The 14,796-nt window shown below is 73.2% G+C and carries 16 protein-coding genes; 7 read left to right on the top strand and 9 right to left on the bottom strand.

The window, feature by feature from the left end; genetic code table 11:
- Positions 1 to 3 precede the first annotated feature (3 nt).
- On the bottom strand, positions 4 to 1,116 hold the full coding sequence (locus F7R91_RS06900) for a sensor histidine kinase (RefSeq protein ID WP_150945546.1): 1,113 nt from the start codon (positions 1,114 to 1,116) through the stop codon (positions 4 to 6).
- A complete protein-coding gene (locus tag F7R91_RS06895; protein WP_150945544.1) occupies positions 1,113 to 1,850 on the bottom strand; it encodes a response regulator transcription factor in 738 nt (245 codons plus the stop codon). Before F7R91_RS06895 ends, F7R91_RS06900 begins: the two co-directional genes overlap by 4 nt.
- A gap of 115 nt (positions 1,851 to 1,965) precedes the next feature.
- Here F7R91_RS06895 and F7R91_RS06890 point away from each other — a divergent pair, with 115 nt between their 5' ends.
- The 3 genes from F7R91_RS06890 to F7R91_RS06880 are packed head-to-tail and all read left to right on the top strand — an operon-like array spanning position 1,966 to position 3,979.
- Positions 1,966 to 2,679, top strand: a complete 714-nt coding sequence (locus F7R91_RS06890) for a glycosyltransferase family 2 protein (RefSeq protein WP_150945542.1) — start codon at positions 1,966 to 1,968, stop codon at positions 2,677 to 2,679.
- Complete coding sequence (locus F7R91_RS42525) at positions 2,676 to 3,293, top strand: TIGR04282 family arsenosugar biosynthesis glycosyltransferase (protein ID WP_150945540.1); 618 nt, start codon at positions 2,676 to 2,678, stop codon at positions 3,291 to 3,293. The genes F7R91_RS06890 and F7R91_RS42525 overlap by 4 nt, the downstream gene beginning before the upstream one ends.
- Positions 3,290 to 3,979, top strand: a complete 690-nt coding sequence (locus F7R91_RS06880; RefSeq protein ID WP_150945538.1) for a class I SAM-dependent methyltransferase — start codon at positions 3,290 to 3,292, stop codon at positions 3,977 to 3,979. The genes F7R91_RS42525 and F7R91_RS06880 overlap by 4 nt, the downstream gene beginning before the upstream one ends.
- A gap of 262 nt (positions 3,980 to 4,241) precedes the next feature.
- Here F7R91_RS06880 and F7R91_RS06875 read toward each other — a convergent pair whose 3' ends face one another.
- Positions 4,242 to 4,682, bottom strand: a complete 441-nt coding sequence (locus tag F7R91_RS06875) for a hypothetical protein (RefSeq protein ID WP_150945536.1) — start codon at positions 4,680 to 4,682, stop codon at positions 4,242 to 4,244.
- Entirely contained in the window at positions 4,682 to 5,932 is a 1,251-nt protein-coding gene (locus F7R91_RS06870; RefSeq protein ID WP_150945534.1) for a molybdopterin-dependent oxidoreductase, read from the bottom strand. Before F7R91_RS06870 ends, F7R91_RS06875 begins: the two co-directional genes overlap by 1 nt.
- Before the next feature lie 164 nt (positions 5,933 to 6,096).
- On the opposite strand from F7R91_RS06870, the gene F7R91_RS06865 reads away from it, so the two are divergent.
- Positions 6,097 to 7,458, top strand: a complete 1,362-nt coding sequence (locus F7R91_RS06865) for a hypothetical protein (RefSeq protein ID WP_150945628.1) — start codon at positions 6,097 to 6,099, stop codon at positions 7,456 to 7,458.
- Between the two features lie 20 nt (positions 7,459 to 7,478).
- Here the strand turns inward: F7R91_RS06865 and F7R91_RS06860 are convergent, their stop codons facing one another.
- The 4 genes from F7R91_RS06860 to F7R91_RS06845 form a co-directional block, all read right to left on the bottom strand.
- The gene (locus F7R91_RS06860; protein WP_150945533.1) at positions 7,479 to 8,561 is read right to left on the bottom strand and encodes a class I SAM-dependent methyltransferase; all 1,083 of its coding nucleotides are present in this window, start codon (positions 8,559 to 8,561) and stop codon (positions 7,479 to 7,481) included.
- 105 nt (positions 8,562 to 8,666) lie between these two features.
- Entirely contained in the window at positions 8,667 to 9,671 is a 1,005-nt protein-coding gene (locus F7R91_RS06855; RefSeq protein WP_150945531.1) for a tyrosinase family protein, read from the bottom strand.
- Positions 9,672 to 10,034: 363 nt separating this feature from the next.
- The gene (locus tag F7R91_RS06850) at positions 10,035 to 11,177 is read right to left on the bottom strand and encodes an MFS transporter (protein WP_150945626.1); all 1,143 of its coding nucleotides are present in this window, start codon (positions 11,175 to 11,177) and stop codon (positions 10,035 to 10,037) included.
- 38 nt (positions 11,178 to 11,215) lie between these two features.
- Positions 11,216 to 11,785, bottom strand: a complete 570-nt coding sequence (locus tag F7R91_RS06845) for a Chromate resistance protein ChrB (RefSeq protein WP_150945529.1) — start codon at positions 11,783 to 11,785, stop codon at positions 11,216 to 11,218.
- Between the two features lie 235 nt (positions 11,786 to 12,020).
- Here F7R91_RS06845 and F7R91_RS06840 point away from each other — a divergent pair, with 235 nt between their 5' ends.
- The 3 genes from F7R91_RS06840 (at position 12,021) to F7R91_RS06830 (ending at position 13,894) form a co-directional block, all read left to right on the top strand.
- A complete protein-coding gene (locus F7R91_RS06840) occupies positions 12,021 to 12,377 on the top strand; it encodes a hypothetical protein (protein ID WP_150945527.1) in 357 nt (118 codons plus the stop codon).
- A gap of 249 nt (positions 12,378 to 12,626) precedes the next feature.
- Positions 12,627 to 13,172, top strand: a complete 546-nt coding sequence (locus tag F7R91_RS06835) for an RNA polymerase sigma factor (RefSeq protein WP_150945526.1) — start codon at positions 12,627 to 12,629, stop codon at positions 13,170 to 13,172.
- Positions 13,169 to 13,894 carry a hypothetical protein gene (locus F7R91_RS06830; RefSeq protein WP_150945514.1) on the top strand — a complete coding sequence of 242 codons (726 nt, stop codon included), beginning with the start codon at positions 13,169 to 13,171 and terminating at the stop codon, positions 13,892 to 13,894. The genes F7R91_RS06835 and F7R91_RS06830 overlap by 4 nt, the downstream gene beginning before the upstream one ends.
- Positions 13,895 to 13,918: 24 nt before the next feature.
- Here F7R91_RS06830 and F7R91_RS06825 read toward each other — a convergent pair whose 3' ends face one another.
- Complete coding sequence (locus tag F7R91_RS06825; protein ID WP_150945512.1) at positions 13,919 to 14,695, bottom strand: DUF5707 domain-containing protein; 777 nt, start codon at positions 14,693 to 14,695, stop codon at positions 13,919 to 13,921.
- Positions 14,696 to 14,796 lie beyond the last annotated feature (101 nt).

Below are 14,796 nucleotides of genomic sequence, written 5' to 3'. Positions count from 1 at the left end.
GCCTCACCCCGGGGCCGGCGGCAACGTCACCTCGAAGCGGCAGCCGCCCGGGATGTTGCGTACGGTGGCCCGGCCCTGGTGCGCCTCCACGATCCCGCGGACGATGGCGAGGCCCAGGCCCGCACCGGCCGGGGGCGTACGGGCATGGGTCCCGCGCCAGCCGGTGTCGAAGACCCGCGGCAGGTCCTCCTCGGGGATACCACCGCACCCGTCCGACACGGACAGCACCACGCCCTCGGACGAGCGCTCGGCGGAGACCGCGACCGTGCCGTCGGCGGGAGTGCGGCGGATGGCGTTGACCAGGAGGTTGCCCAGGACCCGGCTCATCTCCTTGCCGTCCACCTCGACCGGGACCGCGTCCACATGGTCGCCGACGAGACGCACACCGTGCTCGCGGGCGAGCGGGTCCGCGCCCGCGAGCGCGTCGCCGATCAGGTCGTAGAGCGAGATACGGGACGGGGTGAGGGGGAGGGTGCCGGCGTGGATGCGGGAGAGTTCGAAGAGGTCGCCGACCATCGCGTTCAGACGCTCGACCTCGGTGCGCATCTGCCTCAGATAGCGGGGCGGGTCGGCGGCCACCCCGTCCTCCAGCGCCTCCGACATGGCGCGCAGGCCGGCCAGCGGGGTGCGCAGGTCGTGCGAGATCCAGGCGACCAGCTCGCGCCGGGAGGTCTCCAGCGCGCGCTCACGGTCGCGGGATTCGGCCAGTCTGGCGCTGGTGGCCGCCAACTCGCGGCTGAGCGCGTCCAGTTCGGCGGTCGCGGGTCCGTCGGGGGCGGCGAAGTCGCCGTTGTCGCCGAACGAGCGAGCCGCGACGGCGAGTTCACGGCTGCGCGCGACGACCCGGCGGCCCAGCAGCAGCGCGGTGGCCAGGGACACGACCGCCGCCATCGCGACGACCGTGGTCACCACGGTCAGATCGTGCGGCGACAGGAACATCGCCCAGGCGACGGCGAGCGTGCCCGCGAGCATCGCGACGACACCGACCGCGGCGACCACCGCGAGCGACGCGGTGAGCGAGCGGCGCCGCAGCAGCCGCAGCGCGCCCGCTCCGGCCAGGCCGGTGGCGGCGGCACCGACGAAGGCGTACACGGCGATGAGGAGGGTGTCGTTCATGGCCCGTCCGCCTCCTCCCGGCCCCCGGGCTCGAAGCGGTAGCCCACACCCCACACCGTCTGGATCAGCCGGGGCCGGGCCGGGTCGTCCTCGACCTTGCCGCGCAGCCGGCGGACATGGACGGTGACGGTGGACAGATCACCGAAGTCCCAGCCCCACACCTGGTGCATCAGGTCCTCGCGGCCGAACGCCCGTCCCGGGTGCCGGAGGAAGAAGGCGAGGAGGTCGAACTCGCGCAGGGTGAGGGCGAGTTCGGTGCCGTTCTTGGTGGCGCGGCGCGCGGCGGGGTCGACGGTCAGGCCGGCCGCGCCGAGCGGGCGGGCGCCGGTGGTGGCGGGCCGGGTGCGGCGCAGCACCGACTCCACCCGCAGGACGAGTTCGCGTGGGCTGAACGGCTTGGTGACGTAGTCGTCGGCGCCGACCTCCAGACCGAGGATGCGGTCGTCCTCGTCGCCGCGCGCGGTGAGCATGATGACCGGCACGGGCCCGTGGCCACGCATCCGGCGGCACACCTCCAGGCCGTCCATGCCGGGCAGCATCAGGTCCAGGACCACCAGGTCGGGCCAGTGCGCGGCGGCCCGGGTCAGGGCCGTGGGCCCGTCGTCGGCCCGGTCGACGGTGTAACCGGCGCGGTCCAGGTATCCGGCGACGACCTCCGCGACCGTGGGGTCGTCGTCGACGACAAGGACCCGGCCGGCCCCGCCGGCTCCTGATGGCTCGTGCGGCTGCTGCATGCCTCCAGCCTCGCACCGTGCCGCCCCTGGCGCCGCCTCCGGGCGGGGGACGGGGCTGCGATGTCCGCGTTTCGTAAGGAGCCGAAGTCCGTTATGCCTGGTTCGCGTTCGTAGGGTGAAAGCCGTGACCACCTCACCCTCACCGCAGGGCGGCGTCGATGTCGTGCTCCCGTGCCTGAACGAGGCGGCGGCCCTGCCCTGGGTCCTGGCCCGGATCCCGGCCGCCTGGCGTGCCCTCGTCGTGGACAACGGCTCCACCGACGGCTCGGCGGACCTCGCCCGCGAACTCGGCGCGACCGTCGTCCACGAGCCGCGCCGGGGCTTCGGCGCCGCCTGCCACGCCGGGCTCACCGCCGCCACCGCCGAGATCGTGTGCTTCTGCGACTGCGACGCCTCCCTCGACCCGTCGCTGCTCGTCCCGTTCGTGGCCGAGATCCGTGCCGGAGCCGCCGATCTGGTCCTCGGCCGCAGGCGCCCGCGCGGACGGGGCAGCTGGCCGGTGCACGCCCGGGCCGGCAACCTCGCGCTCGCCCGGCTGCTGCGCCGCCGTACCGGCGTCACCCTGCACGACCTCGGCCCGCTGCGCGCCGCCCGCCGGGAACCGCTGCTCGCCCTCGGCCTCACCGACCGGCGCAGCGGCTACCCCCTCCAGATGGTGGTGCGGGCCGCCGACGCGGGCTGGCGGATCACCGAGCACGACGTCCCCTACCTGCCCCGGACCGGCGTCTCGAAGGTGACGGGCACCTGGCTCGGCACCTGGCAGGCGGTACGGGACATGAGCAGCGTCCTCAACGAACTCCCCGCCCACGGAGGAGGAACCACACGGTGACCACGCTCCTCGTCATCGCCAAGGAGCCCCTGCCGGGGCGGGCCAAAACGCGGCTCACCCCGCCGTTCACCCCGAGGGAGGCGGCGCAGCTCGCGGAGGCGGCCCTCGCGGACACGCTGGAGGCCGTGGCCGCGACGCCAGCCGCGCGCCGCGTCCTCGTGCTCGACGGGGCCCCCGGCCCCTGGCTGCCGCCCGGTTTCGACGTCGTACGGCAGTGCGCGGGCGGCCTCGACGAGCGGCTCGCCGCAGCCTTCGCCGACTGCGCCGGACCCGCCCTGCTGATCGGCATGGACACCCCGCAGGTCACTCCGGAGCTGCTCGCCGTCGACTTCGCCGACTGCGACGCGTACTTCGGGCCGGCCGAGGACGGCGGCTTCTGGGCGCTCGGGCTGGCCCGGCCCGATCCGGCGCTGCTGCGGGGCGTGCCCATGTCGACGCCGGTGACGGGCGAGGTGCAGCGGCAGCGGCTCGTCGGCGCGGGGCTGCGGGTGCGCGAGCTGCCGCGCCTGCGGGACGTGGACACCGCCGCCGACGCGTACGCGGTCGCCGCGCTGGACCCGCACGGCCGTTTCGCGGAGCGGCTCTCCCTCTGCACCGCGGCGACGCGCCTGTGAGCGCCCCGCCCGTGGCCTGGGCCGCGGCCGACCCGTACGCCACCGCGCTGCGGGCAGGCCGTGGCCCGCTGTTCCTGCGCCGCGCCGACGGCTGGCTCCTGCCGCTGGAGGTGGAACGCTGGTGCGGCCGGGCGGACGCGGTCGACCTGGAGGTACTGGACCGGTGCGAGGGGAGCGTGCTGGACGTCGGCTGCGGGCCGGGGCGGCTGGTCGCGGAACTCGCGGTCCGGGGGCGGACCGTTCTCGGCATCGACGTCAGCGAGACCGCTGTCGATCGCACCGTGCGGCTCGGGGGGCCGGCGCTGCGGCGCTCGGTCTTCGAGCCGCTGCCGGGCGAGGGCCGCTGGGACACCGTCCTGCTCATGGACGGCAACGTCGGCATAGGCGGCGATCCGCCCGCGCTTCTGGACCGGGTGGCCGTGGTTCTCCGCCCCGGCGGCCTGCTGATCGCCGAGACCGCGCCGGTGGACATCGACGAACGCGCCGAGGTCCAGGTCGTCGACGTCGTCGGCCCGGGTGTGACAGGCGGGATGTTCCCGTGGGCACGGATCGGCACTCCGGCGCTGCTGCGGTACGCGGCGAACGCGAGCGGACCGGGATGGACTCCCGCCGGTCAGTGGACCGCCGACGGCCGCCGCTTCCTCGCCCTGCGCAACCCCACGAAACGCAGCGCCCCCGCTCGGTGAACCGCCAGAACCGCCGGAACCGCCGGAAGCTACCGCCTCCGCGCCCTGCGCAACCGCAGGACCAACAGCAACGCCGAAACACCGAAGAGCACGCCAGTGATCAGCAGCCAGCGCGCCAGGAAGCCGTCCGGGGACAGGCCGGTGGCCGAGCGCTGACGGTCCACAAGCCGCCGATCAACCGGAACCCCACAAACGCAGCGCCCCCGCTCAGCGAACCAGCCAGAACCGCCAGAACCGCCAGAACCGCCAGAACCGCCGAAAGCTACCGCCTCCGCGCCCTGCGCAACCGCAGGACCAACAGCAACGCCGAAACACCGAAGAGCACGCCAGTGATCAACAGCCAGCGCGCCAGGAAGCCGTCCGGGGACAGGCCGGTGGCCGAGCGGTAGCGGTGGGCCACCATGCCGCTGATCAGCGGGAACCATACGAGCAGGAGGAGTCCGGAGAGGGCGGCCGGGACGCGCGCGTACATCACCCACTCCCGGCGGCCGGCCGCGCCGAGCCCGCGGACGGCCGCCCGGTCCGCCGCCGCGTACAGGGGAAGCAGGAAGAGGTCGTGCAGCAGCGCCGCACCCACCAGCCACAGCGCGACGCCGAACCAGTCGTCGGCGAGGAGGCGTACGCCCGCGTAGGCGGCGAGCGCGAACGAGCAGCCGAGCAGGAGGAGTTGCAGCGGACTGCCGAGGACGAGCCGCCGTCGCATCACAGGTCTCCGAACGTCAGCCGGGCCACCCACTTGGTGTTCAGCACGCCGGGCGCGGCGGGCACGATGACGCGTGCCGGGTGGCCGTGGTCGGGGGACAGGTCCTCGCCGTTGACGTACAGGGCGAGCAGGGAGCGCGGGTCGGCGACCTGGTTGGCGCGCAGGGCGGCGCGGCGGAAGGCGCCGTGCCGCTGGAGGGATTCGACGAACACGTCCGGGGGGTCGCCGTCGTGGCCGACGAGCGCCGCGAGGTCGCGCAGCCGCACTCCCCGCCACCACTGGTCGGACGTCGACCAGCCCTCGACGCACGCGATGGGCAACGCCGAGCTGTGCAGGGGGAGTCGGGCGAGCTCGGCCCGGCTCAGGCGGACGGTCCCCGTCCGTCCCGTGACGACGAGCCGCCAGGCGTCGGCGCTCCTCTCCGCCGCGTCGATCCCGGCGTACGCGGCGGTCTTGTTGATCTGGAAGCCGTTCGGTCCGCTGCCGGGCTCGGCCCCGCCGTGCGGCGCGAGGAGGGCGGTGCGCCGCAGCGGGCCGTCGACGTTCTGCCCGACGGTCGTCGCGAACAGCAGCAGCGAGCCGCCCCCGACGAACCACAGGGCGCCCCGCCGGGAGACGGTCGGCGGATCGGGACGCGGGGAGACCAGTTCCGTGTCCCCCTCGTCCTCACCGTCCCCTTTCCGCAGCCGGCGCAGATTCCGTACGGCCGCCGGGGTCTTCAGCACGGCGTGGGCGACGAACGCGGCGAAGAACACCCACGCGCCGTAGAAGTGCAGCGGGTAGAAGGAGCCCGGGAAGACGTAGTCGAGCTGGACGTTGAGGACACCGGTCACGAACTCGAACAGGCCGCCCCCGACCAGCAGCACCAGGGAGATCCGCTCCAGGGCGTGGGCGAGCGAGCGGGCCGGGGGCAGCGCGAACAGCTTCGGCACCACCGACCACAGCTTGGCCAGCAGGACGGGGATCAGGGTGATCCCGAGGGTGACGTGGACGCCCTGGTTGAGCCGGTACAGCCAGGGCGGGTCGGTCGGCCAGGCGAACAGGTAGAAGCCGAGGAACCCCTTGTCCGGCGTCTTGTCGTTCACCGGTGACAGGCCCGGGTTGTAGGCGGCGTACGAGACCAGGCCCGTCACGAACAGCACGGTGATGCCGACGAGCAGCACGAGACCGAGGACCGACGTGAACCGCGGGCTGCGCAGGGGGCTGCGCCAGAAGCCGGGCGAGGTGGGAAGCCGTGGATCGTCTCGCATGCCCCGACCGTAGGCCCGGACACACCCGGAAAAGGGCCCGCGACCCATGACGAAACGCTGACGTCCGGCCCGGGCGGCACTCCGCTGCCCGCCGCCCGGCCTAGCGTGCCGGTGTGACCCGCACCCTGCGCTCCGCCGAGCCGCGCGCCCGGCGCTCCGGCGCTATGTCCCGCAGCCTCCGCCGCGACCTGTACGCGGCTGCGGCCGCCGCCGCGCTGGTGACGGCCGCCGCACTGGTCGGCCGCCACATCCAGCACACCCACCACACCCTGTTCGTCAGCTGGCCCCCGCTGCTCGCGTCCTGGGGGCCCCACGTGGGTCCCGGCACCGCGGCGGCCGTCCTCGTGGCGGTGGCCACCGTGGCGTACGGGCCGGTCGTGGCCGCCCGTCTGCCGTGGCGGGCGCTGCTCGTGGCGGTCTGGGCGACGGCCACGGCCTGGATCGTCTCCCTCGCCCTGATCGACGGCTGGCAGCGGGGCATCGCCGTCCGGCTCACCACCCGCTACGAATACCTCCAGGTCATCGACCGCTTCGACGACATCCCCGCCGCCCTGCGCGACTTCACCGCGCACATCCTGCTGCACTCCCCCGACAACTGGCCGGCGCATGTCGCCGGCCATCCCCCGGCGGCCACGCTGACCTTCGTCCTGCTCGACCGGATCGGGCTACGGGGCGGCGGCTGGGCCGGGATGTGGTGCATCACGGTCGGCGCGACGGCGTGCGTGGCCGTGCTCGTGACGGTACGGGCGCTGGCCGGGGAGAGCCTCGCGCGGCGGGCGGCTCCTTTTCTGCTCCTGACCCCGGCGGCGGTGTGGCTGGGCACGTCGGCCGACGCGTACTTCGCGGCGGTCGCCGCATGGGCCGTGGCGCTGCTGGCGCTCGCGGTCACCGGGCGCTCTGTCTGGTTCGCAGGTGCATCCGGACTCCTCTTCGGGCTCACCTGCTATCTCTCGTACGGGCTCACGCTCTTCGCCCTCATCGGCGCGGCGGTGCTGCTGCTCGGCCGGCGCCGGGTCCGGGAGAAGCCCGTGCTGCTCGTCCTCCTCCTCGCCGGGCTCGCGGTCGTGCCGGCGGCGTTCACGCCGGCGGGGTTCGACTGGTGGGAGGCGTACCGGCTGCTGGTCACGCGCTACTACGAGGGCGCGGGCGGCGTACGCCCGTACGGCTACTGGGTGTGGGCCAACCTCGCCTGTACGGTCCTGATCACGGGCCTGGCCACGGCGGCGGGCCTGGGGCGGGCCGCGGCGGCACTCGTCCGGCACCGCGGCAAGGCCCTCACCCGGCCGGGCTCACCGCACGGTTCCGGTGCGCAGGCCCGCCTCGCCCTGCTCGTGGCCGCCGCGCTGCTCGCCCTGCTGACCGCCGACCTGTCCGGTATGAGCAAGGCCGAGACGGAACGCATCTGGCTGCCGTTCGCGCTGTGGCTGCTTCCGTCCTGCGCGTTCCTCCCCCGCCCCCGCGCCTGGCTCGCCGGGCAGGCGGTGCTCGCGCTGCTCCTCAACCACCTGCTGCGCACCGGCTGGTGACCCCGGGACCGCGCGACGGGTCAACCCTTCGTCGCGGCGTAGTAGACGTTGACCGGGTCGCCCTCCACCGACTTGATGTCGATGTCGCTGAACCCGGCCGCCTCCAGCATCCGCACCGCCGTCTCCTGGCCCCAGACCGTGCCGAGGCCTGCTCCGCCGGTGCTCAGCGACGTGGTCATGCAGTAGAAGACGGAGAAGCCGTAGAGCGCGGGTCCGAAGGGGTGCCCGATGTTCTGCTCCAGGTTGCTGGACGCGGCGATGTCGCCCATGAGGAACGTGCCGCCGTCGCGCAGGGCACGGGCGATCGCGGTGAGCGTCTCGGCCGGCCGTGCCAGATCGTGGATCACGTCGAAGGCGGTGATGACGTCGTACTCGCCACCGATCGCCGTCGAGTCCGTCACGCTGTAGCGGACGTTGTCCAGCCCGGCGCGGGCCGCCTCGGCGCGCGCGGCGGCGATGCCGTCCTGCGACCGGTCGAGGCCGTGGAAGCGGCTGTTCGGGAACGCCTTCGCCAGCACCAACGGCGCATGCCCCTGCCCCGTGCCCACATCGAGGACGTCGATGCCCTCACGGAGGCGTTCGGTCAGTCCGGGTACGAGCGGCACGATCGTGTCCACCAGCACCAGGTCGAAGACCCGGGCACTCTCCTCGGCCTGCAGCTCCTGGAACCGCGGATACGCCGAGTACGGCACGCCACCGCCGTTGCGGAAGCTGCGGACGATCTGCTGCTGGACCTCACCCATGAGCGCGATGTACGGCATCATGCCGGCCAGGTTGTCGGGTCCCGCCGCGGTGGTCAGCGAGGCGGCGTGCGCTGGGGGCAGCGAGTAGGTCTGCCCCACCGGCTCGTACGTGACGAAGCCGCCGACGACCATCCCGCCGAGCCACTCGCGCACATACCGCTCGTCGAGGTCCGCCGCCTTGGCGATGTCGGCGCTGGAGGACGGGGGCAGCCCGGCCAGCGTGTCGAACAGGCCGCACTCGTGGCCGACGCTGGTGAGCAGGGCCAGCGCGCCCTTGTTGAGCACGTCGACCATTTCGGCGGCGAACGCCTCCTGCTCGGCGGGGTCCGGCTGCGCCGTGTGCGCTTCGAGACTCGACATGATCGCTCCTCCGTGTGGTGATGCACCCTTTTGTCAGGCTATTCCTGAATCGGGCTCTCAGGTCTTACGGAGTGAGGACGACCGGGCCGCGGAGCCCCGGCCCGCCTACTGGTACGAGTAGCCGAGAACGGTGATGTCCTTGACGCCGTCGGCGGTCAGACCGCCGGCGGCCTGTGTCCACCAGGGGTCGAGCCCGGCGTCGGCGCCGGCCAGGTTGGGGCCGCCGGTGTGCGTCAGCTGCCACTGGTCCCAGATGCGGTCCACGTTGGCGTGCAACAGGAAGAAGATCGGGTCCCTCGACGAGGTCATGGGGCTGCCGAGCGTTCCGCGGCACCAGTTGTGCACATTGTTGTGGGCGGCGACCTCCAGGCCGTCCGGCCGTACGCCGCCCATCACCCTGCCGAAGGTGAAGGCCGTGTACGTGGGGCGGACCAGCAGCCCGTCGATGGTCGCCCGGGTCGGCAGACCGCTCGCTGCGGGATTCGGCCGGTTGACGCCGCTCGGCTTCCACACCCAGTCGGGGCGGGCGTGGTCGCCCGCGTAGTCCCAGTAGGGGATCGTGACGCCGGGGTCGGCCGTGCGGAGCAGATCCTCGAACTTGAGGCAGTAGGCACGGTGCCACGGCAGGAAGCGCTGGGTGGCCTCCGGCCCCATCCCGTTCATCGTGTGGTGCCGGTGGCTCATGTCCTCGTGGACGGCCACGAGATCCTTGTACGCGGGCGTGCCGTCGAGCCGGCGCAGCGCCTCGTTGAACCGCTCCCGCTCGGCGCCGCTCAGCTGCCGCTGGTCTTTCCGGACCCGCTGCGACGCCCGCACGATCCTGGCCACCAGGGAGCGGAGGTGCTCCATCTCCATGGGCACGGGAGGCGTCGGGGCGTTCCGCACGGCTTCGCCGATGCCGACCGCGGCGGTGTGCGTGGCGGCGCCGGCCTCGGCGGGCATGGACGGAGCCATCGCCGTCCCGTCGATCTGCCCGTCCGCCATCATCCGGCCCAGCCGCAGACCGATCTCTTCACTGTCGACAAGCTGGGCGGGCGCCCACTCCGAGGCGATCTCAAGGGCGTCCTCAGCGGTGGGAAACCCTGCGGCCACTGCCTTCTTGGGGGTCATCAGCTGCTCACTCCTCGCCGGTTGACAGCCCACACCCCTTCCGGCCGGGCCACCCAACCCACTCTGAGAGGCCCCTCGCAGGACGGCGACTGCAGCGGTCCGAAAGGACGAACCGGCGACGACGGGCCTGCCGACTTCCTGCCGCCTCACGGGGGGCGGGCCGCACGGCGCCACGGGGCTGCCCCCGCTCCGCCGCGGTCGCGCGCCTTCCCGGGGTGCCACCTGGGCGTTCGGCGCGGCATGGTCGCCGCCCGCGCGAGCGCCGAACGGGCGGGCCCGGCACGAGCGCAGGCCCCGCGCCAGGGCAGCCCGGCGCGGTTCCCGTGTGCCGGGCCCCGCCTGTCGGGGCGTGGGGTACGGGCCCTACGGGCTTTTCTGGCTGAAGCGGTGGCGTGTGAGGCCGGCAACGGGGCCCACGGCGAGCAGCAGCGCCAGGGCCGCGTAGCCGTACGTCAGGGTTGTGGTCGTGGCGATCGCGGCCACCAGCAACGGGCCGCCCGCGTCGCCGAGTTCGCGGCCCAGTTCGGCGGAGCCCATCGTCTGGCCCAGGCGTTCCTGAGGGGTGGAGGAGGCCAGGGCGGCGAAGCCGAGGGGGGTGATCAGGCCGGTGCCCGCGCCGATCAGGGCGGCCGCGGACAGGACGCCGGTCAGTCCGGGCAGCATCGCGCAGGCCAGGCCGGCGGCGGTGAGCAGTAGGCCGGCCGCGATTCCGCCGCGGGTGGTGAGCCGGCCGTCGTCGATCGCGCGCCCGGCCTTCGGCTGGACGACCGCGGCACAGGCGGCGAGCACGGACACGGCGGCACCCGTGGCGACCGTGCCCAGCCCGGCCGCCCGGCCGGAGACGGGCAGGAAGCCCACGCCGACCGAGAGCGCCGCGGTGGCCGCGGCCAGCGCGCCGGTGGGCGCGAGGAACGCCGGGTCGGCCAGCCGGCGGGCCAGGTCCAGCACCGTTTGCCGGGCCTTCGGCAGCGGGGGTACGACGGGGACGGCGACCGCGGCCCATACGGCGACCGCCGCACCGAGCACGGCCAGTACGGCGAACAGGAGCCGCAGGCCCCCGGCCCAGGCCAGGACGCCGCCGAGCAGCGGGCCGAGGGTGTAGCCGATGGACTTGTAGAAGCCGTAACTGCCGAACGCGCGGCCGTGCTTGGCGGCCGGGTTGAGTCGGGCGACCAGCGCGGAGGCGGACGGGGAGAAGGCGGAGGCCGCCGCACCCTGGCCGAGGCGTGCGGCCCACAGCCAGCCAGGGCTGTCCGCGACGGCGTAGAGCGCGGAGGCCGCGGCGAAGGCGACGAGCCCGCCGAGCAGCACCGGGCGGGCGCCGATCCGGTCGGCGAGGGTGCCGAACACCGGCTTGAGGAGCACCTCGGCTCCGTCGTACAGGGCGAGGAGACCGCCGAGCACCAGCAGGGAGGTGACCGCGTCCTCGGAGAAGCCGCCGAGGTTCGCGGCGATGCCGTGCGCGCCGAAGGCCGTGGTGAACCCGGCCGCGTACAGGGGCCACATCTGCCGGGCCGGCGCCGACTGTGCCTTGAGCGTCTGGCTCATCCGTCGTCCTCCACCGTTTCGTGCAGGACGCGGAAGACACGTTCCGCGTAGTCCTCGCAGGCGGCGGCGCACTCCTTGAGCCGCTTGCCGGCCTCGGCCGCCTCCGGTGCGCCGAACACGTCCCGGGCGGTGAGGTCCCGGTGCCAGCGCCGCAGCCGCTCCAGCGACTGCTCCTCTTCCTCCAGCTCGGCGAGAGTGAATTTGGCGATGCGGATCTCCTTCGCCAGTTCCTCCTCGAACTTCCCGCAGTCGGCGAGGAACTCCTTCCAGTCCTCGGACCGCGCGGCGGTGAACAGCGCCTGGAAGCGGACGGCGTCCTCGGCCCCGCGTCCGGACGCGTTGAGGCTCACGGCCTGCCCGCCGGCCTTCTCGGTCAGCGAGAGCGCACGGGCGACCCCACCGGCGAAGACCGGCACGTCCGGTACGGCCCACACGCCCTGCCCGAGGGAGAGCGCACCGGTCTTGCGCAACTCCCGCCAGACCGCCACCCGATGACGGGAGGGCTCGGCGGGCACCTTGATCACGAGGACGAGCCAGCGGCCGCCGCCCGGTTCCGTAGTCGACACACCAAGAAATGTATCAGGCGTTACATCTCCCGATGTGCGCCGGCGGTGCCCGCCCCACCCCGGCAGGCGTGAGCCCGACATCGTCCGTAAATGTGCCATTGCATTTGCACATGTGGGCAAGTGCCGGAACAGCGGACGATATTCAGGGTTCCGCGGAGGGCGGTGTAACGCCGTCGTGCTTGCACGGCGCAGAACAAGGGAGAAGCGAGTCGAAGTCGTCAGATCGGAATTCCCCGTGAGTAATCCCGACCCGGTTTCCGGATACCCGACGTACCACCAGCCCCCGGGCCCGGACCCCGCCGTTCGGCGCCGGGTCAACGCGCGCCGCGCGGCGCTGACCGTCTGCACGATCGCCGACACCGCGGCCGGCGTGCTGGTTCTGTGGATCCTGTTGTTCCTGCTCGACGCGAACCAGGCGAACGTATTCGTCAACTTCGTGGAGGGAATGGCGGATTGGCTGGCCTGGTGGTCGCAGGACATTTTCACGATGGACACGGAAGGGTTGCGCGTTCTCCTTAATTACGGCCTTCCCGCGATTATGTATTTGCTGATCGGACACGGAATCGCCGCCCGCCTCAACCGGGCCGTGTGACGTCGGCGGAGCCCGCTGCGCTGTACGGGATGGACCGGCCCCCACGGTCCCTGAAGTCCGCTCACTCCCCCATCGGGCGGACACGCACGCAGGGGCGGGCAGACGCAGTCCCCCCGTCGTCTGCCCGCCCCTCGTGCCGAAGGACCACCCCTCCTCACAGGGTGCGTGCAACACCCACCGACCATTTGGGAGGCCGGTGTGACGTGCCGTACGCTCCTCGGCGTTGGCCGGCCATTGGGGGGACGGACATTGGGACGACGAGGGCACGCTCATCGTGTGCCGACCGGCGATCCTGCGCTGGACACGGCCGTCGCCCGGGCCCAGGACGGTGACGAGACCGCGTTCGCCGCGGTGTACCGGCTCGTTCATCCGGGCCTGCTCGGCTATCTGCGTGGGATCGCGGGCGAGGAGGCCGAGGACATCGCCGCCGCCGCATGGCGGGAGATCGCCCGCGAGCTGCCACGATTCCGCGGTGACGGGCGCGGGTTCCGGGGCTGGACGGCGGGCATCGCCCGGCGTCACGCGCTCGGCCGTCCGAGACGTAGCGGCGCATCCGCCCGCCCGCCCGGACACTCACCCGAGGCGCTGGTCGCCCGGCTGCCCCGCGCCCAGGCCGAGGCGGTGCTCCTGCGTCACGCCGTACGCCTGGAGGAGCCCGCGGTGGCCCGGGTGATGCGCAGGCCCCGGCCCGTCGTACGGGTCCTGGCCCGCCGCGGCCTGCGAAGCCTGGCCCGTCTCCTCGGCACTGACGAGGTGACGCACGATGTCGCGCGGACGCTGGGGGAACCGGGATGAGCACCGATCGGAACACACCCGAAGCCGACGGCACGACCGACCTCGACGACGCGTGGGCCCTGGAGCGGACGGCCGAACGGATCGGTGAGGCGCTGCGCCGCCGGCCCGTGGACGACGCGGCGGAGCAGGCCGCCGTCGCCGCGTTCCGAAGCGCGCGTGCAGCGGGCGGCCGGGCCCCGCGCACCCGGCGCGGGGACGACTGGCGTCCGAGGACCCAGCGGCACCGATGGGTGCGCTCAGGAGCGGTCGCCCTGGTGACGAGCGCGCTGCTCGGCGGTATCGCCTTCGCCTCCATCCGCGTGGCGGACACCCAGCGGCACGACACCGCCGATCCCGGCACCAGCCACAGCACCCACCGGCCACCGGCGGACCCGCCCCGCGAACAGAGCCCTCCTGCCGGGCCCGGCACGGCACCGACCGAACCCCGGCAACGCCCCGGCACGGCCAAGGACGTCGCGGCGCACTGCCGCGCCTACGAGCACATCAAGGACCAGGGCCACGCGCTCAAGTCCACGGCATGGCAGCGTCTCGTCCGGGCGGCGGGCGGTGAACAGCAGGTGCCTGTCTACTGCGCCCGGTTCACCGGCGCGGCGGCCGAGGCCACTCCGTCGCCGGCCGGGACGAACGGGAACAAGAACGGGAACAGCGGGCAGGGCCAGGTCAGGCCGACGCAGCGCCACGCCGAGCCGACCGCGAAGGCCAAGCCGTCGACGGGGTCCTGACCGGGCGCCGTCGATCGCGAACGGTTACCGCGCGTCCACGAAGTCACCGGTCGCCGTGGCCGCCGGTGTGGTGGAGGTGCCGGCGAAGTACCAGCGCCAGTAGCCGTCCACGGACGCGGTGACCGTCGTCGTCAGGCCGCCGGTGCTGGAGGAGTTCACGGTCTTGACCGTGGTGTACGTGCTGGTGCCCGCCTTGCGGAACTGCAGCTTGACCGGCTGGTTGCCGTAGCCGCGGTAGTCGAGCGTGTCCCAGTTGGCGCGGGAGAGCTTGCCGGTGACCGTCAGCGTCTTCCCCTTGGCGACCGGCTCCGGGCTCGCGTTCGCGGTCAGTTTGGAGAGCCGCTGGAGCCGGGTGGTGGTGTGGGCGTCCCGCTGGATCCGGCTGTCGTCATTGGCCCACACGTCGACCCCGACCTTCCAGGTTCCCGCGTCGGCGCTGGTGAGCCACGAGTCCGGTTCGAAGGTGAACGTCTTCGAGCAGGTGGAGGTGGTGGCGCTGGAGGCCACGCAGTCCGCGGGGGTGGTGTCCTCGTTCGGGACGATGTGGCCGTCGGGGTTGTCGGGGTCGGTCCCACGCCACAGATGGAAGTCCGCGTCCCAGATGCCCGACGGATCGGTGGCGGTCACCGACACGGTGACCGTCTTGTCGGCGGTGCCGACGACGATGTTCTTGCCGCCGTTGACCAGGACATCGGTGATCTGTATGTCCCCGACGACCTCATCCGCGTACGCGGCCGGGCCGATGGCTCCGCCCAACGCGGCGACGGCGGCAGGCACGGCGAACAGTGCGCGCTTGCGCATGGATCTCCCTTGCACGGTGAAGACCCGCCCGCCGAAGGACCCCAGGGCGGGCGGATGAAGGGGCCCACCGTAATGAGCACACCGACCGGTCTCAAGCGGAC

It is taken from the genome of Streptomyces luteolifulvus (assembly GCF_008806595.1).
In the GTDB taxonomy this organism is placed as follows: Bacteria; Actinomycetota; Actinomycetes; order Streptomycetales; family Streptomycetaceae; genus Streptomyces; species Streptomyces luteolifulvus.
Note: the sequence above shows the minus strand (reverse complement) of the source record. Positions and strands in the feature narration are given on the sequence as shown.